Raw genomic sequence first — 25733 nt, forward strand, 5'->3', positions numbered from 1 at the left:
ACTAATATATGTTAAACGGCAGCGGCACCACCAACGATCTCAGAAATTTCCTGAGTAATCGCGGCTTGACGCAGCTTGTTATAAATAAGTTGCAGGTTCTTGATCAAATCACCAGCGTTGTCTGTTGCAGCTTTCATTGCAACCATACGAGCAGACTGCTCACACGCGATGTTTTCGATCACACCTTGATACACCACAGACTCGATGTAACGAACCAACAAGCCATTTAAAAGCTCTTCAGCTTCAGGCTCGTAGATGTAGTCCCAACCGTATTGACGGTTAAGCGTCTTGTCTTCTTCAGCAGCTGCTAAAGGAACAAGCTGTTCGATCTTTTGGTTTTGAGTCATGGCGTTGACAAAGCCGTTAGATACTAGATAAATACGATCTAACTCGCCTTTATCGTAAGCGTCTAACATCACCTGTACAGAACCAGATAACTGTTCAAGACTTGGAGTGTCACCCACTTGAGTGGTCGCACCAAGTACTTTACCGCCGTAGTTTTTAAAAAACGAAACCGCTTTTTGACCAATCAAAGCAAATTGAACTTCAATTGACTGCTCTTGTTGCTGTTGAACGTGTTTTACCACTTTCTTGAACAAGTTAATGTTCAAACCACCAGCAAGTCCGCGATCTGATGACACGATGATATAGCCAACGCGCTTTACAGGACGTTCAACCATATAACGGTGTTTGTATTCAGGATTCGCTTGAACCAAGTGAGCAATTACACGGTGCATATTTTCGGCATACGGACGGCCTTGAGCCATGCGCTCTTGCGCACGACGCATCTTAGAAGCTGCTACCATCTGCATCGCGCGAGTAATTTTCTGCGTGCTTTTGATACTAGCTACTTTGGCGCGAATTTCTTTTAAATTTGCCATACGCTTAACCTAGTATTCGAAGGCCCTTTCGAGCCCTCGAAGGTTGATTCCGTGAACCAAACCAACACTAATTAGCAAGTTGCTATATTAGTAAGTTTGAGTCGCTTTGAACTTTTCAATACCCGCTTTGAATTCAGCTTCGATATCTTTGTCCCAAGCACCAGTCTCGTCAACTTTTTGCATAACTGCAGCATGTTCTGAACGGAAGTAAGCAATTAACGCAGCATCAAAGTCTACGATTTTCTTCACTTCTACGTCAGCCATATAGCCTTCGTTAGATGCATAAACTGATACAGCTTGGTCAGCGATTGAGTATGGAGCATATTGTTTTTGCTTCATAAGCTCAGTTACGCGTTGACCGTGTTCAAGCTGTTTACGAGTTGCTTCGTCAAGGTCAGAAGCGAACTGAGCAAACGCTGCCAATTCACGGTACTGTGCAAGTGCAGTACGGATACCACCAGACAATTTCTTGATGACTTTAGTCTGCGCAGAACCACCAACACGAGATACAGAGATACCCGCGTTCACAGCAGGACGAATACCCGCGTTGAACAATGATGTTTCAAGGAAGATCTGACCGTCAGTAATCGAAATTACGTTGGTTGGTACGAATGCAGATACGTCACCCGCTTGAGTTTCAATAATCGGCAATGCAGTTAATGAACCAGTTTGGCCTTTAACTTCACCGTTAGTGAATTTCTCAACGTAGTCAGCAGATACACGAGAAGCACGTTCAAGTAGACGTGAATGTAGATAGAACACGTCACCTGGGTAAGCTTCACGACCTGGTGGACGACGAAGAAGCAATGAAATTTGACGATATGCTACAGCTTGTTTAGACAAGTCATCATAGATGATCAGAGCATCTTCACCGCGGTCACGGAAGTATTCGCCCATTGTACAGCCTGAGTACGGAGCAAGGAAAAGCATTGCTGCTGGATCCGCTGCCGCTGCTGCTACAACAGTTGTATACGCCATAGCGCCAGTTTCTTCTAGCTTGCGCACAACGTTAGCGATAGTCGATTGTTTTTGACCAATTGCTACGTATACACATTTAATGCCAGAGTTTTTCTGAGCGATGATCGCATCGATCGCCATAGCTGTTTTACCAGTTTGACGGTCACCAATGATCAACTCACGTTGACCACGGCCTACAGGGATCATGGTATCTACTGATTTATAACCAGTTTGTACAGGTTGATCCACTGATTGACGCCAAATTACGCCTGGTGCTACTTTTTCAACAGCATCAGTTAATTTTGCATCAATTGGGCCTTTACCATCAATCGGGTTACCCAAAGCATCTACTACACGGCCTAAAAGTTCTGGACCAACCGGAACTTCTAATACACGACCTGTGCAACGCGCTTTTTGACCTTCTTGAAGGTTTAAGTAGTTACCTAAAACAACGACGCCCACTGAATCCTGTTCTAGGTTCAGTGCCATACCGTATAAGCCGCCGTCGAATTCGATCATTTCACCGTACATTGCATCAGCAAGGCCGTGAATACGCACAATACCGTCGGATACCATAACAATGGTACCTTCGTTTTTAGCGGTCGCGCTGGTGTCCAGATCGCCGATACGCTGTTTAATGAGCGCACTGATCTCGGATGGATTCAGTTGTTGCATTGCGCTATACCTCAATCTTTTTAAAGTTCAGTCTTCTTATTTCTTAAGCAAGAAGACGAGTACGCATTTTTTCAAGCTTATTAAGCGCAGAATCATCTATCACTTGGTCGCCTGCACGAATAACCACACCAGCAATAAGCTCTGGTTTAACATCTATAGAAACATTTACCGCCGCTTCGAATTTTTTCTCTAATGCGTGAGTAAGGAGTTGTTCCTGTACAGAAGTCAATGGGAATGCTGATTCAATCACAACATCCACAGTATTGTTATTCTGTGATTTGAGCTGTTCATATTCTGCAGCAATTTCAGGAAGCAAAGCCAAACGTGCGTTTTCAGCAAGCATTGTCAAAAAGTTTGACACTGCAGGCGTTTGGTCTTCGCCTAAAACTTTAGCAAAAAGTGTCACCTGCTCAGCAGGTGTCAACTCAGGGCGATTTAGATAAGCTGAAAATGCTTCGTCTTGCACCGCAGCACTGAGCAATTCAAGTGCAGTTGACCAAGAGTCAGCTGTACCTTGCTCAGAAGCGTAAGCAAATGCTGCTTTAGCGTAAGGGCGTGCCAACGTCAAGAGTTCAGCCATAATCCGCCTCTCTTAAAGTTTAGCAGCCAGCTGAGTCAGCATGGCATTGTGAGCTTCTGCGTCAACTTGCTGGCTAAGAATTTTCTCAGCGCCAGCAACTGCAAGAGCAGCCACTTGTTGACGTAATTCTTCGCGAGCAGAATTGATTTCAGTATCAACAGCTTCTTTAGCCTGTTGACGAATACGCTCACCTTCAGCTGACGCTTGAGTACGAGCTTCTTCTACCAATTGCGCTGCACGACGGTTCGCTTGTTCGATCAATTGAGCCGCTTGTGCTTTTGCCGCGTCCAGTTCAGCTTTCACTTGTGCTTGCGCATCTGCAAGGTCAGCCTTCGCTTTTTCAGCAGCATTTAAGCCATCAGCGATTTTACGCTGACGTTCACTAATCGCATTGATTAGTGGTGGCCATACAAACTTCATGCAGAATGCGACGAAAATCGCAAACGCAATCGCTTGGCCAAACAATGTGAGGTTGATATTCATTGCAAATTCCTCAAATAGTGAATTTCGGAATTAAGCTGATTAACCTACAAATGGATTAGCGAAGATGAAGAACAAGCCAATACCAACACCGATCATAGGCACAGCATCAAGAAGACCCGCGATTAAGAACATACGAGTTTGAAGTTGTGGAGCCAATTCTGGTTGACGAGCTACAGCTTCAAGGAAACGGCCGCCTAAAAGACCAAAACCAATCGCAGTACCTAAAGCACCGAAAGCGATCAAGATAGCAGATGCAATTGCAACTAGACCTAAAGTGAGTTCCATGATAATTCCTCAGAGGTTAGGTTTTATACCAAATTAAGTTAAAAAATTGTGCCCAACCATCCCGTGACAGTTAGGCAATACCATTAATGCTTTTCGCTTGCCATGCTCAAGTATACGATAGTCAGCATCATGAAAATGAATGCCTGTAGCGTAATAACAAGAATGTGGAAGATCGCCCAAGGCACAGATAACGCCCACTGGATCCAGAACGGTAATAACGCGATAAGAATGAAGATTAACTCACCCGCATACATGTTACCGAACAGTCGTAGAGCCAATGAAACTGGACGTGCAAGGAAGGTTACCAATTCAAGAATCAAGTTCACTGGAATGAGTAACGCTTTTGCAACTGGGTTACTTGGGTTAAATGGGTTAAGTGCAAGCTCACCAACGAAACCGCCAATGCCTTTCTCACGAATACTGTAAAACAAGATAAGCGCAAATACAGACAATGACATACCAAGGGTAATGTTAGGGTCAGTAGATGGAACGATCTTGAAGTAAACGTGGTGCGGATCAATACCAAGAAGGCTACCAATCACGTGTTGAGCGATATAAGGAATCCAGTCAACAGGGATCAAGTCCATCAAGTTCATGAGGAAAATCCACACGAAGATGGTTAGCGCTAGTGGAGCGATCAAACGCGATTTTCCATGGAAAGTATCGCGTACACTTGAGTCAACAAACTCGATAATCATTTCGATTGCAGACTGGAACTTGGTAGGAACACCAGAGTTTGCAGCTTTCGCTACGATCCAGAACATGAAACAGAAAAGAATACCAAGGCCGATTGACCAACCCATTGAATCCAAGTGAATAGCAGTGAACCCCATCTGTTGAGCTTCAGCACCATTCTCGGCCAATTTCCATGTACCGTCCGGCATTTTGCCATAGGTCATGTTGGTCAAGTGGTGCTTGATGTACTCGGTCGAAGTAAGGGCATGTTCTTCAGCAGCCATAAATCACACCTGGTCAATGTCAAAAACTAATGAAACTTACGAATATCGCGTGCTGCTTGATATCTCGCTTATTTCTGAAAAAACTTTTCAATTTTTGCTGCGCTTAAACTCGTCTTTGTAGACGTGACACCCAAAACGGAGCGACCCACGACATGGCTTGAACGAGTATAAAACCACAAAACAATGCAACCGGGGATAACGGCTTGACATTGCTTAAAATCAAAATGAATCCAACAATCACAATTGCAAACTTACCGAGCATGCCCCTATACATGTTCGATAGAACTTGTTTGGAAGCTCGCGCGCCCGCAGCACGAAACGACTGCCAGCTAAAGTAGCAGGTCGCCAGCCAACATACGAATGCACCCAAGGCTGCACTCAAGGCTGCGGTTGTGTCCTTCAGAACCCAACCTAACAACGCTGAAACGGGTATCATTACTGCTTGCAAGATGACTAAAGCTTTCGCTAATCGTCGGTCAATCAAGCGACTAGTTCGGCTCATTATTTATTCACTCACAGCAATCATGCTTGACAAGTTTAGCTGATGATTATTTTTAATCGCAGGCATTATAGAGTTACACCCCTTAACATGCAATCTTTTCCCGAGCTTAGCTTCGAAAAATTCGATGGTTCAATCGTTTCTAAACTAAGCAAAACTCGATCACTTTTTAATCATTATCGAGAATTTAGCACACATTTGTTCGTTTGATCAGCTAATTGTTGCCAGCCTTGGATAAAGTCCCCTGCCCCACTCATGCTTTCGTCTACATGCTGGAAAACTACCGGGTTCAGTTTTCTGTACTGATTGGCATTGGCATGTCCCTCAGCCAGCAGACACATTTTGGTCTGTACGCGGGTATCCTGCAGGTACTTGATCTGTGCAACTGTTGGTGACACATGCGGATCATCGGTGAGTGCACCCATAAACTTCAGGTTTAGCGGACGCTCTAGATATTGATAGGCATCATGATATGACCAATAGGGGCGTGGCTTAGAAGTTGAACTATAACGTTGTGCTGTCGTTAGCATATTTTGTGCAAAAGCACGTGCATTTTTCCAGTAAGTTTCACGGTACTGTGGCATTTGCTGTGAACGCAGCGCAGCAATAAAGAAACCGATGCGAACTGCATTATTTGGGTCCAGCCAGACATGTGTATCAACCGTATTTTTTAAGGCTTCAGCACGCGGATTACGCATTGGCAAAGGATTAATAATGCTGGAATCCAGAATTGCGATACTTTTATTACTTTCTTCGAGTACTTTTGCTAAAGGCGCTTCATGGGCCTGTCCCAGCCAGATCACCAGCCCCGCATCCTGAATGGTTTTACGGTGTGCCGGGGTCAGGCTGACATCATGTCCAGTCTGATTGGCCAATAATAAGGTTGGCTGTTCTACCCCTTGGGTAATTTTTTTGGCAATCAGGTAAATCGGATGCGTAGATACCACCAGACTTTGTGACCAACTTAAGGTACTCAATAAAGCCAGGGCACAGAACGCAAAGAAACGGGACATGGGAGAAAATCGCGGTAAAAACACTAAGTGTTATAATATAACAAATTTGCAAAAATACCTATGCCTAATCGAAACTGACAACGCTTCATGATAAGATTTAAAATTCTTTTAATTTCAGTTTCGCACTTGAGGTGAACTATGGGTTCCTGTTCGCACGAACACCACAACGCATTGCACGGCGTACACGATCATCCGAACGTGGAACAACGCCTGGCTGAAGCGGAAAGCCTGTGTGCAGCAACTGGTGCGCGACTTACGCCCTTGCGTAAGGAAGTCCTCGAACTGATTTTAAATGCTTCAGGTCCCATGGGCGCCTATGACCTGTTGGCCAAGATTAAAAATAATAGTGATCGTCCTGCGGCACCACCCACAGTATACCGCACGCTCGACTTTTTATTAGAAAAAGGCTTTATTCACCGTCTGACTTCTATTAATGCCTATATTCCATGCTGTCATCCACGTGAAGGTCACCAAGCAGCTTTCCTGATTTGTACCGAATGTAAAGCCGTAAAAGAAGCATCTGCACAAGGATTACTGGATCAGCTCGACGCATTAGCAAGCTCAGATGATTTTAGTGCTCATCACAGCATCATTGAGATTTCAGGAATCTGTCAGCAGTGTCGCAACAAAGCCTAACTCCCGTACCGCTGATTCAACTTTCTAAAATTTGGGTCAATATCGATCAGCGGGACATCTTAAAAGCCATTGATTTCTCTTTGCAGGAGAAAGAGATTGTCACACTCATTGGTCCAAATGGTGCCGGCAAGTCGACTTTAATTAAAGTTATGCTCGGAATTGTGAAACCGCAATCCGGTGAGATTAATACGGCGCGTAAGCTGAAATTTTCTTATGTGCCACAAAAATTCAATCCTTCACATAGCTTGCCGCTACGGGTAAAAGATCTGTTGGCACTCGAGAAATGTCCTTCAGCTATTAAAGCTGAAATCATCCGTGATACCGGTATTGCCAAGCTGGAAAATTCCAAAGTTCAACAGCTTTCTGGCGGTGAGCGTCAACGTGTATTATTAGCACGCGCTTTACTACGCCAGCCGGATATCCTGGTTCTAGACGAACCCATGCAAGGTCTGGATATCCAATCCGAAGCCGAACTGTATGAATATGTGCGTAGCCTGCCAGGAAAATATGGCTGTGCCATTTTAATGGTCTCACATGACCTGCAATGGGTGATGCAAGGTACGCATCGTGTAGTTTGTTTGAATAAACATATTTGCTGTAGCGGATTACCGGAAAGTGTGCAGCAACATCCAGAATATCAGGCGATCTTTGGCACCAATCGGGTGTTCTACCAGCATCATCATGATCACTGTGCCCATGGCGACTCTGCAACACCCTGTCAGCATGATACACGACCGCATATTCACCCCGAGCCGGAAGCTTAAGCCATGATGGACTGGTTACAACTGCTTTTACCTGCATGGATCATGGGAACACTATTGGTATTTCTGACTGCTCCGCTGGGCTGTCTGATGCTGTGGCGTCGTATGTCTTTCTTTGCTGATACCATGGCACATGGCACTTTATTGGGTGTTGCCATTGCTGGTGCCATGAGTCTACCGCTGTGGATCGGTGTGACCTTTATTGCCCTGTTGCTGGTGGCTATTTTATGGGTGCTGTATGATCCTCGCTTACCGAACGATGCTTTGCTTGCCCTCTGCTCAGCCACCCTACTCTGCTCAGGCTTATTGTTCATTCAGCATTTACCGAGTTTAAGACCAGAACTGCTGAGTTATCTGTTCGGTGATTTGCTGACGATTTCCTGGAATGATTTACCCACTTTTGCTGTGGTGATTATTGTTGCACTGGCTGTGATTTATAAAAGCTGGCAGGCACAGATCCAAATTGCCATTGATCCTGATATGGCGATCAGCGAAGGTGTGAATGCCAAATTACAACGCCTGATCTTTATGTTGTTACTGGCCCTATTCACCGTATTGGCACTTCGAGCAGTAGGTTCACTTCTAATGGGAGCCCTGCTGGTCATTCCGGCACTGACGGCTCGCTTGCTGGCGAACTCACCAAGACAAATGGTGATCTGGGCCTTCGTGATTGCTCAGATTGGGGTAACAGTTGGTCTCTGGTCAAGTGCCGGTCTAAATACTTCAACTGGCCTAACTATTGTCCTGACCATGTCTGTGCTGTTTGCCCTGATCTTCTGTGTACAGAAGTTTAAAAAACTAAGTTAAGTCATAGTGAGCAAACGCTACTTGATTAGTGCCTGTTTGCTCGGTCATAAAGTCCGTTACAATGGACAGGATTGTCTGCTCAAGGAACTGTTGCAACATCTGCTACCTGACCAATATGTCAGTCTCTGCCCTGAAGTCAGTGGCGGCTTAGCCATCCCCCGCCCGCCTGCCGAGATTCAATCTGGGAATGGTCACGATGTACTGTTACGCCACGCTCATGTTGTCGATATAAATGGTACAGATATTTCAGAGACTTTTATTCAAGGCGCCTATGCTGCTTTAGATCTTGCCCGAAGATTTCAAGTGACACATGCCATCCTCAAAGCCAATAGCCCATCTTGTGGCAGTGACCTGATTTATGATGGATCATTTACTGGAACAAAAATTCAAGGCCAAGGCGTCACTGCTGCCCTGTTGCAACAACACGGCATCATTGTGATGACCGAACAAGATTTTTTGAAACAGCTAAAAGTTCGACCTGAGTAAGCTCACCCCCCTATTCAAAATGGCAAACATAATCCACAACTTCCCGGCATAACAGTTTAAACCGACTATGTTTAGGTACATAGAAAGATTGCCCTGGTACATAACGCTGATAATGCGCATCCTCACCGATCTGCACCAGACATTCACCGGAAATAATTTCCAGACGTTCTGCTACAGCAGTTTCAAACACGATCGGCTGTTCTGTCGGCAGGAACACACCTAAAGTTTTTTGAGTACCATCCGGCAACTGAATGCAATGACTGATACAACAGCCATATTCGTGGATGGTTGGTTTTTTAATAATAGACACGCAGTCGAATTGACCAGACATAGGAATACCTTTTTTAATATTTTTATGTTTTGTATTCAAAAGCTAGCGACATCACATTGTTTTTATTTTTGTGTAATGCGCCTTTACGTTTAAGCCTGATGCACCAAACTGAGCAAGGTCGCAGCGCAGGCAAACAGCACGGCAAAGCTGCGATTTAATATTTTTTGTTGCTTTGCTGATGTTAATAATCTTAAAACTTTCGCTGCCAATCCGGTATAACCCGCCATCACAATCAGATCAATGGTGACCATGGTTGCTGCCATAATCACGTACTGAATCCACTGAGGTTTGGACAGATCCAGAAACTGTGGCAACACCGCAAGCAGGAACACAATCGCCTTTGGATTACTCATATTCACGAGAAAACCATGCAATACCAGTTTCCCTGCTGACTTACGGGTTAACTCATGCTGAATCTCAATCGACTGCATCGGTGCAGTCCACTGTAAATATGCCAGATACAGCAGGTAACCCACACCAAACCATTTCACCAGCAGAAATGCCCAAGGTGTCGTAGCAAATAATACTCCAGCGCCGGCAGCGACAATGGCGATTTGAACCAGTAAAGCCAGCTGCAATCCTAAAGCATTCCAGTAACCATGTCGAAAACCGTAATTCAAGCCACTCGACATCGAAGCAATGGCGCCCGCACCTGGGGAAATGCTAATCACCCAACAGGCCAGCATGTAGGCAAACCAAACTTGATAGGACATGAATCTGCTCGATAGAAAAACTTGAAGCGTATTATATGACTTTTCAAATATATTCAGATCAAAATCTCGCTAAAATTTAATCTGAATACTATTCACCCTGTATGGCTTCAGGCACAATAATGCGATTAAATACAGGAATTTTTATTACAGGAGCCATGAATGACAGCCCAATCTGTAATTTTGCCATTACCTTCAGATCATGCTCGCTTTATTGTTTTACGTCTTAAAGATCTCAGCATTGAAGATTTTAAAGAGCAATTAGAACAATTATTTACGACACGTGATCGTCTGATTACTCAACATCCTAATGCGCAAATTAAAACAGGCGTGGCTTTTGGTCCTGAACTGTGGGCAAAACTTTATGACCAAGCTCCTGTAGGCTTTAAACAACTCGAGCCGATTCAAGGTTCGTTTGATATGCCTGTTGTTCCTTCAGATGTACTGATTCATATTGCTAGCGCACGTGCCGATATCTGCTTTGCTTTAAGTCAGGCTTTCTTTGAAGGAATTCGCGATCAGGTTGAAGTGCTGGATGAACGTGTCTGTTTCCGCTATTTTGATGGACGTGATATTACTGGCTTCATCGATGGTACTGAAAACCCGCAATTCCCGGATGATCGCGCTGAAGTCGCTTTAGTCGGTGAAGATGCCGGTATTTTCCAGGATGGTTCATTTATTTTTGCACAGCGTTATGCGCATAATCTGGAAAAATGGAAAAAGCTAAAAGTTGATGCTCAAGAGCAAGTAATGGGTCGTACCAAGCTTGAATCAATTGAGCTCGATGATGATGTAAAACCTGCCAATGCACACGTTGCTCGTACAGTAGTTGAAGACGAGGAAGGTGAAGAAATGGAAATTTTACGTCACTCCCTGCCTTATGGTGATGGTCGGGGTGACCAAGGCCTGTTCTTCATTGCCTACACCAAAGATTTAAACATTATTGATGCCATGTTAGAGCGTATGTTCGGCACGTCTGGCGATGAAATCCATGACCGCTTGCTCCACTTCGTGACTCCAATGGATGGTGCATATTACTTTGCACCAAGTGAGGAGTTGCTGGAAGAGGTTTTGGAAGGGTAATAATGAAAAGCCGATGAAAGTCGGCTTTTTAAATCAATTATTCTCAGAATGAGAATTCTTTTTTATTATTTCCTTCAAAATATTTTATATTCAAATTATCATCAATCTCTACATTCTTTCCTGCATATATATATCTTTCTGAAATTAAGCTAAAATCTTTAACTTTCATAATCCTTAAATTGGCCCCCTCTTCATCAAAAAACGGAGATACTATTAAAAAGAAATCTTTTTCTCCTTTCAAGAGCACACTCATTCCATCTTGAGGATTAATAAAGTTATACTTATTCAACATTGTTTGCGAAGATACCAATATTAAACCATTACACTGATTTAATTTAATATTATTTATACATTTAAAATGAATATCGGATGAATAGGGCAAGTTAGAAAATTCTTTATTATTTGAATTCAAATTGTCTATTTTATTTATACGACCTTTTTCAAAACTATAACACTCATCCTCAACATTAATATTATTATTTTTTAAAAAATAGGTAGTTCCTGACAAACAAATTTTATTACCCTTCTTATTGTATTTTATAATAGCAGGTTCATTATAAATATCTCTTAATTTACTATCAACAAAATTACCTACCATTTGAGGAACAGGAATTACTTTTTTCCCTAACGGGTCTAATACAACTATCAGCTTAACAACCCTACTTTCACCTTTACCTGTATTTCTATTATGATTTAAAATTAATAATATTTTATCATTTGAAAAATTAGGCAAATCTCTAATATGCTTATTATAAACCTCAAGCTTATCTTTCGAACAAAAATCAATATTTCCATCTTCAAAATAACATTTTGAGACATTATCTGAACTTATCAATATATTTTCTTTGGGGTATGTACAACTCGAAAATCCTAAAATAGAAAGAAATAATAAAATTAATTTGAACTGCATTTTTAAAACCTATTTATTTGAATGATAAGCATGTATTTTCTCAAATATAACTTTAACTTTCTCAGTAGAATGTTTATTTGCTTTATTTGTTCTAGATTCATGGTAACCAATATTACCATCAGAAATAACCCCATATTTATTCTTTTTTCCCTTTGGTAAAGCAATTGAAGCCCACTCTTTAGAAGCATCAACCATAGCCTGTTCTACAGTTTTATTTCCATTAATAATCAGGTTATAGATAGATGAACGACCTCTTAATAAATGTTCCTTAAAGACTCTTTCTTGCATATCATGATCATACAACTCATTACCAGTCAAATTTAGTCTTGCTTTAGCTGCCGCTAAAGTAGAAGGAATCGTTTGATATTTCCCTGTTGCAAATCTTCTTCTATTATCATCCCATTTATATTTGATGGCAGCCTCTAAAAGCTCATCAATAGTTTTCCCAGTAATTGTACCTGGCAAGTCATTCATTTTTCCATATTTGACCCTTTTCCCTTCAGGAGCTCCCGCATTCCAAGCTTCATAGCTACCTTCACCACTAGCAATTGCGTCCCCTAACTCTTTTACAAGATCATCAATAGTTTGGTCTGTTATTTTAGAAATACTAGAAGTATTTACAATTATTCCTGCACAATTAAAAATAGAATTTATATTTAGTGATTTAGCAATCTCAACTATTGGCTTCCCATTGAGATCTTTAATCTCTTTTTTAAAGTATTCATCATTAAAGTAAATACTCGAGAATCTTGTTACATCAAAATGAACCCAAGTAGTTGCTCCATTTGCTCCACTCTTAAATTTTGTTGGCTCTAAATATATTTTATCAGAAGACCTTTCTTCACTTGCTCCCATTTTTACAGCCATAATTTCTTTTCTAACAAACTCTACATCTTCTATAGCCTTAGTTCTTTTCCCATTTTTCTTGATGTGTATATCTAGCGCTAAACCCATATGATTTACTGTGGTTCTGCCTTTTTTCTTATTATCATCTATACATCTATAACCAGATTCAATATAAGCCACTTCAAGGCCTTTAGATTTAAATTCATTTTTTAAATAGAAATTTAAAACTTTTAATATCCATATTAATGACCTATGTAATCCTGGATATTCATTGGCAGTATTAAAGCCTGACTTTGTATTTCTTCTATTCCTACCATAGCCTGAACATTCTCCACAAGGGCAACTGGCTTTAGCCATAACATTAGCAATTGGATATTCATAATAAAACTTATCTAAAGCAACTAAAACACTGCCGCATATTTTTCCAGTTTCTGGCACCCCCATATAATCTCTTTGAAACTGTTTAATACATTGCGCAGTTAAAGGAGTAAACTCATCTGTAGGTAATGCACCTCCAAATCCAGCTAATCTGATATTAACTTCTCTAATTAATTCACTTTGACCTTTTGATATACACTCAGGATTATTTTCACAAAAATTTGTGGTATTGGTTTTAGGTGTTCCACTCTCTTGGCTACGGTCTTCTGTAATATCAATTTTTACCGATTCTGAAAGTGCTTTTTTCCCTTCTTCATACCATTCATTAAGTTTTTCTACCGCTTTCCTTTGGTATTCTTCAAATGTAGCAGCAATGCCCATATCTGCCGTAGTAGCAACGCCCTTATCAACTTTTTTATCTTCTGTTTTACTTTTTTCTAGTGATTGAGCACTCGTTTTTTTATTCGTACTAATATTATTCCCTGTTGCAGGTGTATTAACTGGTAGCTTAATTACTTGGCCTATACTAATTCTATTAGCATCTTTTATTCTATTCAGCCTTTCAAGTGCTCGAACTGTGGTCTGATATTTATGCGCAATAGATGATAAAGTTTCACCCTTTTTAACAGTATGTGTTTTACGCTTATAACTCCCCTGACTTCCATTATTATCAACTGTTTTTAAATCCAATAGAATTTTAGGGCTAGTTACCGTGACAAGCATACGATCTTTCGACATTGTAAATGTCTGAACTTTTTTCATACCTATGCCAAAAAGGCTTTTGACGTAAATATCTAAAACTGTTCCTTTATCTCTTTGAATCTCGTATAGGCATCCTTTAGAGTTGGTAAAGCCACGCACTACGTGTTGGCCTGTTTTACTATTTTTAACTTCATATCGAACTTTAGAAATTGGGTTACCCAATAAATCTAAAATTTGTATGGTTGCTAAAGACTTATTCACCATTTTTGTTTTTATATCCTAGTTATTATTATGTTCTATTAAATCTTCTACATCATAGCCCTGAACATTTAATCCCCAATCATCATTAAGGCCTACTAAAACTTCAATCTTAGAAGGATCTGCTGTAGTCATTTTTTTAGTACGACCATGCTCATCAAGCTGACCTGATATATATGAATTTGTCTCTGGAATAAAAGCTTTATAAGTTAATGCACTGAAGTCAGATTGCCAAAATAAATCATATACATCCAGTCTGTTGCTATATAAAGGCTTGTTGGGAAGCTGAGGTACTTCATACGTTACGTTTGCTCCCCTCATAAAACTATGCTTCCCAGCTTTACACTCAAACTTCCCACTTGTAGTACTAAATACCCCCTGTCCATTAATCTTTAACTGAGATCCACCCGCAGTCAGTACAATTTCTTTAGGACTTATAATTTCAATCTGATCTTCAGTCGAAATAATTTTGATTTGTTTGCGAGCAATAGCTTCAATTGCATCATCTTGTGCTTGAAGCTCAATTTTGCCTTTTGCCGCAATGGCTCTGAATCCTTTTTGCGCTGCAAACAGGCTAATCCTGTCCTGAGCATGGGCAATTAAAGATTTCTGGGTTGAAAAATTGATGCTATCCGCGGCACTGTGGTTAATCTGTTTATCAGCCAATAAGTGCAAATCTTCATTCGTTGAAAGTGCAATTGAATTTGGTGCACAAAGTACCATTAGCGCCTGTTTAAAGGTTTCAGCCTTACTTTGATCCTGCTGTTCAATTTGGTTCAGAAAATTTGTCAGATGATCAAGTGCCTCTAAAGGATCAGTTTGCTGGTTTTTAGCAACGTCACTTAAGGCCTTACTATTATTTAAACTTGATTCAAGCTGGCTTTTAGCCGGGCTACTATTTAAGTGGTTGGCATTAGCATTTCCCTGTTTATGTGTTGAAAGAAGCAGGCCAGCCCCCGCCCTCACTGCTCCCCACTGATCCGTCCTAAGCTCAAACCCTTCACCACGCCCATCACTCACTTCATCTTCTTTAGGGTGACTTAGATTTCCTAAATTTAGTTGGCTAGCCCCATGACTACTTTGTAGCTGTACACTAATCTGTCCGGTCGTATCATCAAACCGAAGCTGGTTAAAACCTTCCCCATTTACTTCCTGAGAGCGGATACCGCTCAGTTTTTTGGTTAATGGCAGTTTGCCTTTGACATCAAACATCGTCTGATGCCGTTCAGCTTCATGAATACGACCCACCACAAATGGCCGGTCGACATCTCCCTCAAAGAAATCAATGACGACGATTTCCCCGATACGTGGATGGAATCTTGCCCCATAGCCTTCACCTGCCCACGGTGTCAACACATCTACCCAAGCCGAGTCACTATCATTATCATTGGCACCAGCGCCACCATCATGTTGATGGTCATCACTGCGGGTAAACAGGAAACGAACTTTGACCCGCCCCCATTCATCCACGTAAATACTTTCACCCTCAGGTCCGACTACTTTCGCCCGCTGTGGATGGGCCATTGGCCGATGCTGTAATGGATGATATTCAGGTACGACTGGAATATGACGACGAACCAAATACAATTCATTACTCTGTCTCTCATCATCTAATACTTTCCAGCGGCTGGACTGTATTAAATGATCCAGCTGCAGCAGAATATCTTTCGGTAAGTTATTCTGGTTATAGAAATATTTCCCCAAAATTAAAAATTCACGCTCATTAGCTGGATGTTGATCTATTTCAGGATGATCATGTAATTTAAACCAGTAACCGACTTGTGCATCACGCACACTACTACTGGCCTTAAAATATTTGGACTGCAAGGCATGGGACTGGTGTAGCTGCTGGCTGAGTTGATCCAGTTGAGCAGAACTGGCTGAAGTCGTTTGATCTTCTCCATTCAGGTCGCTGATCCAGGCCGGGCTAATGGTCCAGACATCTTCAAGATTCAGGCTTTGATTATCCTGTATTTCGCTATGCTGATGGCTACTGAGTAATAGCTGACTTTCACTCTGAGCCAGCTGATCCGCCTGCCAGCGCTGGGTTTGTACTAGGGTTGGATTTAAAGAACGCTCTGCCAATAGACCAGTAATCGTATCAAAAGGTTCGGTGGCATGGCTACGATGAAAACGGATACTACGGCGCTTTAAAGCCTGAAAATGCGGCTGGTCATCAATTAAACGTAGAATTTGTGGCTGAATGGTCTGAGCTGAAACGGGGACCATGATTTCCTTTTCATCGATCAGCCAGTTAACGCCTTCACTACGCCATAAGCGGGTCAGAAACTCATAATCCGTTTCATTGGACTGCATCACAAAAGGTCGAACATCGTAGTCCCGTGACAAGGCAGAAACATCCAGGCTCAATCGTGCTGCAAATAAGGAGCTGCGAGCCTGCCATTCTTTAAATAAAATTTCACTAATATCCCGAACGCTTTTATTCATAAACACACGACTATTACGGCGTTTATGCCATAAGGAAGTTGCATCCTGCAGGGTCAGTTTATACAGCGTCAAAGCTCCGTCGCTTTGTCCCTGGCTTGCTGCTGTAATCAAACCTGTCGTTCGAAATAATTCTCCACGGTCAGTCACTTGATCAACTGCAACCTGACAGCCAATAAATTGTTTTAAAGCGAGATTTGCATTGGTTGAAAGGCAGATCAGTTCTGCCTGTAAACCCTCATTAATCTGATGATGACCTTCAATGCGCTGAATAAAAACCTGTGTATTTAAAACCTCATTAGAAAACTGGATATGTAGGGCTCGTTTTTGCAGATTAAGCCCAAGAGTCTCAAGGATGGTATGAATATTGTTTAGCATCTTATAGTTATTTTTAAGAAGTATTATGCAGCTGATTTTATGAAAATTGCCCCCTATACGTCCATCATGCTTGTTATTTCACATGATTTAACCATTAATTTATTGCTCATCAGCTCTTTTATTGAGGTTTTAATCTTTTAATGTTTTATTGACAAAATGACTAATGATTTCTGTTATTTGTGCTCACAGAGCAGAATCGTTACTGCTACACTTTATGCTTATATCAATCAAAAGAGCGTTGTGACATGCTTGATCTCCAGTCCAAACTGCCTGACTTGGGCGTGACGATTTTCAGTACCATGTCTGCCCTTGCTCAGCAACTCGGGGCATTGAATCTTTCACAGGGATTTCCCGATTTCCCTGCACCACCCGATTTGATTGAAGCTTTAGGACGGGCAAGTACGTCCGGTTTTAACCAGTATGCACCTGGAGATGGCTTACCGTTATTACGCGCTTTGGTCGCTGATTTATATTTACAGCGTGATCAATTATCACTAGATCCTGCTCAGGAAATTACCATTACACCGGGCGCAACGATTGCAATCTTCTGCGCAATTCAGGCTGTGGTACGTGCAGGTGAGGAAGTCATTATTTTTGACCCGAGTTATGACAGTTATGCGCCGACGGTACAGGTTTTAGGTGCTAAACCGATTCATCTCGCACTCCAGCATCCGGATTTTTCAGTGAACTGGAACCAGGTCAAGGATGCGATTAATGATCGCACCCGCATGATTATTGTAAATACCCCGCATAATCCTACTGGAAGTGTCTGGTCTAAAGCGGATTGGCAACAGCTGATTGAACTGATCCGTGAACGCAATATTGTGGTGCTCTCTGATGAAGTTTATGAACATCTGGTCTTTGATGATGTACAACATTATTCAGCACTTTCCTTCCCGGAATTACGTGAACGCAGTTTTGTGATTGGTTCCTTTGGCAAAACCTTCCATGTCACCGGCTGGAAAACCGGCTTCTGTGTAGCTACCCCGGCCTTAATGAAATTGTTCCGTCAGGTATACCAATTTGCCAGCTTTTGTGGTGTAACACCTGTACAAGTGGCACTGGCCGAATATTTACAACAGCATCCTGAGCATATTCCCCAGCTGTCGACCTTCTATCAGGCCAAACGGGATTTGTTTAATTCATCCATTCAGAATTCACGTTTTCAGTGGACATCATCACAGGGGACTTACTTCCAGAATCTGGATTACAGCGAAATTCGACCAGATTTAGAGGATGTTGCTATGTGTCAGTATCTAGCCCATCAACATGGGATCGTGGCGATTCCAGTATCAGTATTTTATAAACAGCCACCAAAAGATTTACGTTTGCTGCGTTTCTGTTTTGCCAAAAAAGAACAAACCTTGCTGCAAGCGGGCGAAATTCTTTCCAAAGTTTGATTCAAATATCTTAGATTAGCATTTAAAGACTTACATAGCTTCAGCCTTAGTTACCTAAAAGCTAAGGCTATTTTTCTGCAAATTTCCGATAATTATTTTTTTCTCCCTTTCTAATAATCAAGAACAGGATGTCTTATGGCACAGCAAGCATTGGTTCAGCAGCAAAATCTATGGAAAACATTTTTTATTTTCCTGTTGCCGCTGGTTGTGACCAATATCCTGCAAAGTTTGTCCGGCACGATTAATACGATTTTTGTGGGGCAAATGCTGGGCGTACATGCCATTGCTGCAGTTGCGGTTTTTTTCCCAATTCTGTTCTGCTTGATGGCTTTTGTAATTGGCTTGTCCGCAGGTTCAACCGTTTTAGTAGGACAGGCTTGGGGAGCAAAAAATCTGGAAAAAGTCCGCTGTGTTATTGGTTCTACCCTGTTTATGACCCTAATTGGCGGTAGCCTGATTGCATTTTTTGGGGTGATTTTTGCAGAGAAGATCCTGCTACTGCTTGGAACCGATCCTGATGTGATGCATCTGTCTCTGCCTTATGTGCAATGGATGCTTGCGGGTAGCCCGCTGATTTTTATCTATATTATTTATACTTCAATTTTGCGTGGTGTGGGTGACAGCACGACGGCCTTATTTGCCTCAGCCCTGACGATTGGAGTCGGTCTGGTAGTGACACCTGTTCTGATTGCCGGTTATTTCGGTTTCCCGAAAATGGGAATTATCTCGCCTGCTATTGCAACTATTCTTGGTAATATAGCAGTCCTGTTATTTTTAGCCCTATATTTAAATTATAAACAACATCCACTTAAACTAGATTGGGCTTTGCTGAAGCATATCCGTCATCATCCCGGCTTAAGCAAAATTATTCTGCGCTTGGGTATTCCTACCGGTGTTCAGATGATTACTACTTCAGCTGCAGGTTTGGTGATTGTCGGTCTGGTCAACCGTTATGGTGCGGAAGCTACAGCAGCTTATGGTGCAGTAAATCAGGTGCTGAATTATATCCAGTTCCCAGCACTTTCCATCGCGATTGCTGCTTCAGTTTTTGGTGCCCAAGCGATTGGTGCTGGTGAAAATGACTTACTCAATAAAGTGACGCGCACCGCCCTGAGTATGAATATCCTGTTTACCGGTAGTCTGGTGGTGTTAGCCTATCTGTTCTCGAAATATCTGATGGCTCTGTTTATTACTGATCCGCAAGTGGTGGTGTTGGGTCAACAGCTGCTATTTATCGTGCTTTGGTCAATTCTGTTCTTTGGCGCCAGTGCGATTTTTGCTTCGATTATGCGAGCCAGCGGTACAGTGACCGTACCGATGATTATCAATATTATCGCCATCATCGCAATTGAAGTTCCGGCAGCTTATCTATTCAGCCATTGGTGGGGGCTGCAAGGCATCTGGTATGGGTATGCCTTGGCTTTTGTCTGCCTGTGCATCATGCAAGGCTTGTATTACCAGTTTGTCTGGAAAAAGAAAACCATTGAAGCGCTAATTTAACAGTAGCTTAAGTATGTATAAATTTAAAACTTATCTATTTTTAAAGTAAATACATCTCGTCCTTATGCCTATTCCATATTCATTATAAGGATTTAATTTTATCGTATTTTTAAACTCGATTATTCCTTATTATATACCTGTTGAAATACAGGATTTCAGCATGGCCCAACGACAAATTAAACTGGGTGCCTTCATTCCAACGACATCGCAACATGCAGCTGGTTGGCGGCATCCAGCGTCCCGGCCCCAAGATCATTTAAGCCTTGATTATGCAATTGAACTAGCAAAGACTGCTGAACGTGGCCTGTTTGATGCTTATTTTCTTGCCGATGGTTTGGCTGTTAATTGGAGTCATGGCGCTTCTAAGCATAATAAAAATGTAGGTTATAGTGACAAAGTTGTTGGGTTTGAACCCTTGACCTTATTTGCGGCTATTTCAGCAGTCACCAAAAATATTGGCTTTATTGCCACTGCATCGACCACCTATGAAGAACCCTATCTATTAGCACGTAAATATGCCTCTTTAGACCATATAGTAGGGGTCGTGCTGCATGGAATGTGGTGACGACTATCTCTGCTGAAACTGCGCGTAACTTTGGTTTTAGTCCACATCCAGATGCCAAAGTCCGTTATGAACGTGCGGATAAATTTATTGAAGTCGTGCAGAAACTCTGAGATTCCTGAGAAGATGATGCCTTCCTCTACGATAAAGAAAGTGGTCATTTTTTTGAGGCCGCTAAACAGCATGAACCGCTTCCTCAAGGAAAATATTTTAATGTCCAAGGCGCACTGAATGTCTCTCGTCCACCACAAGGCTATTCGGTGAATGTGCAGGCAGGTCAGTCTGAAGATGGGCGTGAACTGGCAGCGAAATATACCGAAGTGATTTTCACAGCCCAACAAAGTTTCACGGATGCACAGGCTTTCTACCGTGATGTTAAAGGCCGCTTAGCTAAATATGGTCGTCATGCGGTGACTTAAAAGTGAGGCCAGGCGTATCGGTATTTGTCGCCAAGACCGAACAGGAAGCTAAAGAAAAATATGCATTGCTCAATAGCCTGATCCACCCGGATGTCGGCCTGGGCTTACTTTCAGGTTTAGCCGGCGATATTGATCTTTCACACTATGATCTGGATGCACCTTTCCCTAGAGAAAATATGGAGATCAAGTCCAGTCGTCAGCAAATGATGCTTGAGATTACAGCGAAGCATCACTTTAGTATTCGTCAGTTATACGAATATATTGCTTTTGCCCATGGTCACTGGACATTGATTGGTACACCTGAACAGGTGGTCGATCAGTTACAGGAATGGTTCGAAAATGAAGCTGCAGGCGGCTTCAATGTGTTACCACCAACAACGCCTGCCGGCCTGGATGACTTCGTCAATTTCATTGTACCGGAGCTGCAACGCCGTGGCCTGTTCCGGACTGAATATGAAGGCAGCACTCTGCGTGAAAATCTGGGTCTGAAACGTCCAGTAAACCAGTATCTAGTGACTCAACCCAATACGGCTATAGCCTTTTAGATTAGCCTTTATAAAAAAGATTAGTTTGAATTACTATTTTATTTTCTGTGGAGGAGAGAAAGAAAAATTATTGCTAGTCTTTCATTTCTTAAATTTAAATATAAAAAGTCCGCAGAAGCGGACTTTAATTTCATAACTTTTAATAATTTAAGCTGATTTCTTAGATTTACCTAACTTAGTGGCAAAAGCTGTGACCTTCTGATACCCCGTTGGTAAAATACGTTGGATTAAATCGATCGCTTTGGCATCGTTACCAATCAATAAACGGCGTTTGTCTTTTTGAACAGCCTCTAAAATCTGACGCGCTGCTTCTTCAGGCGGACAACGCAATAATTTATTGAAGCTACGCGCAGACTTTTCAGGGCTCATCCCTAAAGCCCTGAGGCTGTCATTCATTTTTGCGGCATTGGCAATATTGGTACGAATTCCCCCCGGATGCACGCAGAGCGCGCTTACACCACAATTTTCAATATCCAGTTCTTGACGTAAAGACTCAGTAAAACCACGCACCGCAAACTTGGTGGCATTGTAGGCAGACTGGGTTGGCTGCGCAGTCAGTCCAAATAAACTCGAAATATTCACCACATGACCATCGCCGGTCTTTTTAATGCGTGGCAAGAATTCTTTGGTTCCGTACACCACACCCCAGAAGTTGATCCCGACAATCCACTCGAGTTCGTCATAAGATGCGCCTTCCACTGTTGACCCCAAAGCGACCCCAGCATTATTGAAGATCATGTTGATACTGCCATGATCCTGCTCGACTTTTTCAGCCCACGCACGGACTTCTTCCAAATTGGCAACGTTGACCTTGTCGAGGGTGGCACGCACGCCCGTGTCTTTAATCAGCTCAAGTGTTTTAAGTAAACCTTGTTCATTCACATCACTTAATGCCAGATGACAGCCTTGTTTCGCCAAAAGTACAGCCAACTGCTGACCAATACCCGAACCTGCACCGGTAATCGCTGCAACTTTATTATTAAAATTTTTCATAAGTTTCCCTTATTGATGAAACTGCCTGCTCAGACAGTATTTCTTGTTCTGTCGTGCTTCATGCAGCAATTCTCTTCAATATAGTTTTGACAATACTCATTGTCAATCATGATGACTTATCTGTTCAGGACAATCTAGGTTGGTGATCAAGAACATAGGTCTAAATGCAATTTATTGGTAAGATATTCAAAATTTCGGTGCTTATGAGCTTAATCATTCTATGACCAATTCGGCAATTCCTGTGGAAAAACAACAAAAAACGATGACAAAGGAACGTCAGTTTAAGGGACTGTCTATGGCTGAACGCCAGCAGGCACGCCGGGAAAAGCTGATTGAAGCGGGTATTCAAGCGTATGGCACGCATGGCTTTTTTTCTGTAACCGTCAAAGATATCTGTACTGAAGCCAAACTGACCGAACGCTATTTCTATGAATCATTTAAGAAAAGTGAGCATCTGTTTCAAACTATTTTTCTAAAACTGATCGATGAATTGCAGCAAAATGTCATGCAAGCCATGATGCAGGCTTCCTCTGATCCTAAAAAGATGATCGAAGCTGGTCTGACTGCCCTGCTCACTACATTGCGTGATAATCCACGTATGGCCCGGATTATTTATATCGATGCCATGCTGGTCCAGGAACTGCATAATCAGGCTACCATTCACGAAACCATGGGCCGTTTTGACCGCATGATTCAGGCCTTTGTCATGCTGATGATGCCGAACCTGAGCCGTTCTGAACAGGAAATTTCTCTGGTATCCACGGGCTTAAATGGTTATGTCACCCAGATTTCCATTCGCTGGGTCATGAGCGGTTTTAAACAGTCCATGGAGGAGGTTCTGTCCTCATGCAGTATTGTATTTTTGGCACTTTTTGAATCTTTTTCAGATAAGAAATAATATTTAGCGCAATTATTTCTTAATTTATTTTCTATTTTTCAATCAATTGTTATTACAGATATTTTTCCTCTATCAAGTCACTTAAATTGTCACAAATCTTTGCGAAAGCAGGGCAAATATCCCTTTCTGCAATGATACTGTCATAATTAATCTTTGTAATAGGCTCGTCATAAATATAAAACGGTCCACCGTTGACTTATAGGAAATGCGCTGTGAAAGATGACTACATTTTAATCGTCGATGATGAGCTTCCAATTCGGGAAATGATCCATACGGCACTGGATATGGCTGGCTTCAATTGTTTAGAAGCAGAAGATGCCAAACAGGCTCATCAAATGATTGTGGATCAGCGTCCAGCCTTGATCCTGCTGGACTGGATGATGCCCGGTGGAGTGAGCGGTGTAGACTTATGCCGTCGCCTGAAACGCGATGAAACCCTGTTAGAAATTCCAGTCATTATGCTCACTGCACGAGGCGAAGAAGATCATAAGGTTCAAGGTCTGGATGCCGGTGCAGATGACTACATGACCAAGCCATTTTCTACCCGTGAACTGGTATCCCGTATCAAAGCCGTACTGCGCCGTACCAATAGCCTGAATGGTGAAAAAAGTATTGAAGCCAATGGCCTGTTACTCGATCCTGCAAGCCAGCGTGTCAGCTTTAATGATACTATTCTGGATATGGGGCCGACTGAATACCGCCTGCTGGCCTTCTTCATGACCCATCCAGAACGTGCCTATACCCGTGCCCAGCTCCTGGATCAGGTATGGGGTGGCAATGTGTATATTGAAGACCGAACCATTGACGTGCATATCCGACGCCTGCGCAAAGTACTAGAGCCATATGGCGCCGACCGTTTTGTACAGACTGTACGCGGAACCGGCTATCGCTTTTCGACCCGTATTGATGTCGCACTCGGCTAATTTGACTTAGGTAAATCCTGCTTTATGTATAAACCCTACCCTGTTCCTGAAATGGCCCGTGGGCATAAACTGCCAAGCTCCAATAGCTTATGGGACTTTGCCAAGCAGGATTTACGCCTTCTGGCCTTCTTCCTGTTGATCGGCAGCCTGATTGGTTTCGGGATCGGGTATTTCTGGGTCTGTATCGTACTGGCTTTTGTAGCATTCTTTGTCACACAAATCCGTTCCCTATATTTGGTCAATGACTGGATTTCCAATCGTCCTTATGACGTACCACCCAAGATCAATGGCATCTGGGGTGCCCTGCTCTTTAATGTCTATCAGGCCCAGCGTCAGGAACGCATTGTACAGGCAGAAATGGTCGAGCTGATTGATCGTGCCCAGTCTTCTCTAGGCGCGCTACAGGAAGCCGTGGTACTGATCGATGAAAATCAGCAGATTGAATGGTGGAATCCCGCAGCTGAACGTCTGCTCGGCATCAGTGCTGAAGATAAAAGCCGTAATATTCTGAGTTTACTCTCTCAGCCAAATTTCGTTGATTATTATCATCATATTGATGATGCACCTGACGGTCTCAAGATGCAATCTTCGATCTTTGAAGACCATTATGTACAGATCAAGATGACCCGCTTTGGGGGTGAAAGCCGTCTCTTGGTCGCTTATGATGTGACCCGGATGCATAATCTGGAGCAGATGCGCAAAGACTTTGTCGATAACATCTCGCATGAGTTACGTACGCCTTTAACGGTGCTCAGCGGCTATATCGAAACCTTTACCGATCAGGAAGATATCAGTCCACGCTGGAAACGCGCCTTTGACCAGATGCAATCCCAGACCCGGCGTATGAATGCCTTGGTCAATGACTTGTTACTATTGTCTCGTCTGGAAAATGACGAAAATATTGCCAAGAATCAGATTATCGACATGCCCAATCTGATGAACCAGCTATTTGATGATGCTCAGGCCTATAACGTGGATTATGGTCATACGCTGAACCTGGATATTGACAGTCATTGTGATCTGATTGGTTCCGATATGGAAATTGCTAGTGCTTTCAGCAACCTGATCACCAATGCGATTAAATACACGCCAAAAGGCGGTACGGTCACCATGGGCTGGCATGATGATGGTGAATCGGCTTACTTTGTGGTAGAAGATACCGGGATCGGGATTGACCCGAAACACGTACCGCGTCTGACTGAACGGTTCTATCGCGTCGATTCTGACCGTAGCCGACGTACTGGCGGTACAGGTCTTGGACTCGCGATTGTAAAACATGTACTGATGCAGCATCAGGCACAGCTAAAAATTGATTCTCGTGAAAATCAGGGCTCTACTTTTAAAGTGATTTTCCCGAAAGAACGCTTGAGCTTTCCGGACTGATTGAAACCTTATCCCCATAAAAAGGTGCCTTTTGGCACCTTTATTTT

The 25733-nt window shown here is 42.5% G+C and carries 27 protein-coding genes; 13 read left to right on the top strand and 14 right to left on the bottom strand.

The window, feature by feature from the left end:
- Positions 1 to 11: 11 nt before the first annotated feature.
- The 8 genes from atpG to F899_RS00660 form a co-directional block, all read right to left on the bottom strand.
- Complete coding sequence (gene atpG, locus F899_RS00625) at positions 12 to 881, bottom strand: F0F1 ATP synthase subunit gamma (protein ID WP_004814251.1); 870 nt, start codon at positions 879 to 881, stop codon at positions 12 to 14.
- An 87-nt stretch (positions 882 to 968) separates the two neighbouring features.
- On the bottom strand, positions 969 to 2513 hold the full coding sequence (gene atpA, locus F899_RS00630; RefSeq protein ID WP_004895295.1) for a F0F1 ATP synthase subunit alpha: 1545 nt from the start codon (positions 2511 to 2513) through the stop codon (positions 969 to 971).
- Positions 2514 to 2556: 43 nt separating this feature from the next.
- The gene (locus tag F899_RS00635) at positions 2557 to 3093 is read right to left on the bottom strand and encodes a F0F1 ATP synthase subunit delta (RefSeq protein WP_004895298.1); all 537 of its coding nucleotides are present in this window, start codon (positions 3091 to 3093) and stop codon (positions 2557 to 2559) included.
- Between the two features lie 12 nt (positions 3094 to 3105).
- The gene (locus F899_RS00640) at positions 3106 to 3576 is read right to left on the bottom strand and encodes a F0F1 ATP synthase subunit B (protein WP_004814248.1); all 471 of its coding nucleotides are present in this window, start codon (positions 3574 to 3576) and stop codon (positions 3106 to 3108) included.
- A gap of 39 nt (positions 3577 to 3615) precedes the next feature.
- A complete protein-coding gene (atpE, locus tag F899_RS00645) occupies positions 3616 to 3861 on the bottom strand; it encodes a F0F1 ATP synthase subunit C (protein WP_000424060.1) in 246 nt (81 codons plus the stop codon).
- Positions 3862 to 3944: 83 nt separating this feature from the next.
- The gene (gene atpB / locus F899_RS00650; RefSeq protein WP_004814247.1) at positions 3945 to 4820 is read right to left on the bottom strand and encodes a F0F1 ATP synthase subunit A; all 876 of its coding nucleotides are present in this window, start codon (positions 4818 to 4820) and stop codon (positions 3945 to 3947) included.
- A 103-nt stretch (positions 4821 to 4923) separates the two neighbouring features.
- A complete protein-coding gene (locus F899_RS00655; RefSeq protein ID WP_004814246.1) occupies positions 4924 to 5322 on the bottom strand; it encodes an ATP synthase subunit I in 399 nt (132 codons plus the stop codon).
- Positions 5323 to 5495: 173 nt separating this feature from the next.
- Positions 5496 to 6332 (bottom strand): metal ABC transporter solute-binding protein, Zn/Mn family, encoded by an 837-nt coding sequence (locus tag F899_RS00660; RefSeq protein ID WP_005220276.1) that lies wholly within the window; start codon positions 6330 to 6332, stop codon positions 5496 to 5498.
- A 138-nt stretch (positions 6333 to 6470) separates the two neighbouring features.
- Between F899_RS00660 and F899_RS00665 the strand changes: the two genes are divergently transcribed.
- The 4 genes from F899_RS00665 to F899_RS00680 are packed head-to-tail and all read left to right on the top strand — an operon-like array spanning position 6471 to position 9022.
- Positions 6471 to 6968 (top strand): transcriptional repressor, encoded by a 498-nt coding sequence (locus tag F899_RS00665; RefSeq protein WP_004814242.1) that lies wholly within the window; start codon positions 6471 to 6473, stop codon positions 6966 to 6968.
- Positions 6950 to 7732 (top strand): zinc ABC transporter ATP-binding protein ZnuC, encoded by a 783-nt coding sequence (gene znuC, locus F899_RS00670; RefSeq protein ID WP_005220279.1) that lies wholly within the window; start codon positions 6950 to 6952, stop codon positions 7730 to 7732. The genes F899_RS00665 and znuC overlap by 19 nt, the downstream gene beginning before the upstream one ends.
- 3 nt (positions 7733 to 7735) lie before the next feature.
- Positions 7736 to 8536: a zinc ABC transporter permease subunit ZnuB gene (znuB, locus tag F899_RS00675; RefSeq protein WP_005220281.1), complete on the top strand. Its 801-nt coding sequence runs from the start codon at positions 7736 to 7738 to the stop codon at positions 8534 to 8536.
- Positions 8537 to 8539: 3 nt separating this feature from the next.
- The gene (locus tag F899_RS00680; RefSeq protein ID WP_034433806.1) at positions 8540 to 9022 is read left to right on the top strand and encodes a 2-thiouracil desulfurase family protein; all 483 of its coding nucleotides are present in this window, start codon (positions 8540 to 8542) and stop codon (positions 9020 to 9022) included.
- A 10-nt stretch (positions 9023 to 9032) separates the two neighbouring features.
- On the opposite strand, the gene F899_RS00685 is transcribed toward F899_RS00680, so the two are convergent.
- Both F899_RS00685 and F899_RS00690 read right to left on the bottom strand, forming a co-directional pair.
- On the bottom strand, positions 9033 to 9353 hold the full coding sequence (locus F899_RS00685) for a pyrimidine/purine nucleoside phosphorylase (protein ID WP_004895307.1): 321 nt from the start codon (positions 9351 to 9353) through the stop codon (positions 9033 to 9035).
- Between the two features lie 89 nt (positions 9354 to 9442).
- Positions 9443 to 10066 carry a LysE family transporter gene (locus F899_RS00690; RefSeq protein WP_005220285.1) on the bottom strand — a complete coding sequence of 208 codons (624 nt, stop codon included), beginning with the start codon at positions 10064 to 10066 and terminating at the stop codon, positions 9443 to 9445.
- Between the two features lie 159 nt (positions 10067 to 10225).
- Here F899_RS00690 and F899_RS00695 point away from each other — a divergent pair, with 159 nt between their 5' ends.
- Positions 10226 to 11146, top strand: a complete 921-nt coding sequence (locus F899_RS00695) for a Dyp-type peroxidase (protein ID WP_005220287.1) — start codon at positions 10226 to 10228, stop codon at positions 11144 to 11146.
- Between the two features lie 43 nt (positions 11147 to 11189).
- On the opposite strand, the gene F899_RS00700 is transcribed toward F899_RS00695, so the two are convergent.
- From F899_RS00700 to F899_RS00710, 3 genes are read right to left on the bottom strand one after another with little or no spacing between them, the layout of a single operon-like run.
- Positions 11190 to 12056 carry a hypothetical protein gene (locus F899_RS00700; RefSeq protein WP_005220289.1) on the bottom strand — a complete coding sequence of 289 codons (867 nt, stop codon included), beginning with the start codon at positions 12054 to 12056 and terminating at the stop codon, positions 11190 to 11192.
- A gap of 9 nt (positions 12057 to 12065) precedes the next feature.
- Positions 12066 to 14246, bottom strand: a complete 2181-nt coding sequence (locus F899_RS00705; RefSeq protein ID WP_005220291.1) for a LysM peptidoglycan-binding domain-containing protein — start codon at positions 14244 to 14246, stop codon at positions 12066 to 12068.
- 15 nt (positions 14247 to 14261) lie between these two features.
- Positions 14262 to 17063 (bottom strand): type VI secretion system Vgr family protein, encoded by a 2802-nt coding sequence (locus F899_RS00710; protein ID WP_005220293.1) that lies wholly within the window; start codon positions 17061 to 17063, stop codon positions 14262 to 14264.
- A gap of 245 nt (positions 17064 to 17308) precedes the next feature.
- Between F899_RS00710 and F899_RS00715 the strand changes: the two genes are divergently transcribed.
- The 5 genes from F899_RS00715 (at position 17309) to F899_RS15760 (ending at position 21489) form a co-directional block, all read left to right on the top strand.
- Positions 17309 to 18463 carry a methionine aminotransferase gene (locus tag F899_RS00715; RefSeq protein ID WP_005220296.1) on the top strand — a complete coding sequence of 385 codons (1155 nt, stop codon included), beginning with the start codon at positions 17309 to 17311 and terminating at the stop codon, positions 18461 to 18463.
- 135 nt (positions 18464 to 18598) lie between these two features.
- Positions 18599 to 19963, top strand: coding sequence for an MATE family efflux transporter (locus tag F899_RS00720; protein ID WP_005220298.1), 1365 nt, complete (start codon positions 18599 to 18601; stop codon positions 19961 to 19963).
- 160 nt (positions 19964 to 20123) lie between these two features.
- Positions 20124 to 20528 carry an LLM class flavin-dependent oxidoreductase gene (locus tag F899_RS15750; protein ID WP_005220300.1) on the top strand — a complete coding sequence of 135 codons (405 nt, stop codon included), beginning with the start codon at positions 20124 to 20126 and terminating at the stop codon, positions 20526 to 20528.
- A gap of 257 nt (positions 20529 to 20785) precedes the next feature.
- Complete coding sequence (locus tag F899_RS15755) at positions 20786 to 20944, top strand: LLM class flavin-dependent oxidoreductase (RefSeq protein WP_004814218.1); 159 nt, start codon at positions 20786 to 20788, stop codon at positions 20942 to 20944.
- 2 nt (positions 20945 to 20946) lie between these two features.
- Entirely contained in the window at positions 20947 to 21489 is a 543-nt protein-coding gene (locus F899_RS15760; RefSeq protein ID WP_005220305.1) for an LLM class oxidoreductase, read from the top strand.
- A 147-nt stretch (positions 21490 to 21636) separates the two neighbouring features.
- Here F899_RS15760 and F899_RS00730 read toward each other — a convergent pair whose 3' ends face one another.
- A complete protein-coding gene (locus F899_RS00730; RefSeq protein ID WP_005220306.1) occupies positions 21637 to 22482 on the bottom strand; it encodes an SDR family NAD(P)-dependent oxidoreductase in 846 nt (281 codons plus the stop codon).
- A 220-nt stretch (positions 22483 to 22702) separates the two neighbouring features.
- On the opposite strand from F899_RS00730, the gene F899_RS00735 reads away from it, so the two are divergent.
- The 3 genes from F899_RS00735 (at position 22703) to phoR (ending at position 25686) form a co-directional block, all read left to right on the top strand.
- Positions 22703 to 23380, top strand: coding sequence for a TetR/AcrR family transcriptional regulator (locus F899_RS00735; RefSeq protein WP_005220308.1), 678 nt, complete (start codon positions 22703 to 22705; stop codon positions 23378 to 23380).
- Between the two features lie 212 nt (positions 23381 to 23592).
- Positions 23593 to 24303 (top strand): phosphate regulon transcriptional regulator PhoB, encoded by a 711-nt coding sequence (phoB, locus tag F899_RS00740; RefSeq protein ID WP_005220310.1) that lies wholly within the window; start codon positions 23593 to 23595, stop codon positions 24301 to 24303.
- A gap of 24 nt (positions 24304 to 24327) precedes the next feature.
- The gene (phoR, locus tag F899_RS00745) at positions 24328 to 25686 is read left to right on the top strand and encodes a phosphate regulon sensor histidine kinase PhoR (RefSeq protein WP_005220312.1); all 1359 of its coding nucleotides are present in this window, start codon (positions 24328 to 24330) and stop codon (positions 25684 to 25686) included.
- Positions 25687 to 25733 lie beyond the last annotated feature (47 nt).

Source organism: Acinetobacter sp. CIP 101934 (assembly GCF_000369585.1).
GTDB classification, from domain to species: domain Bacteria; phylum Pseudomonadota; class Gammaproteobacteria; order Pseudomonadales; family Moraxellaceae; genus Acinetobacter; species Acinetobacter schindleri.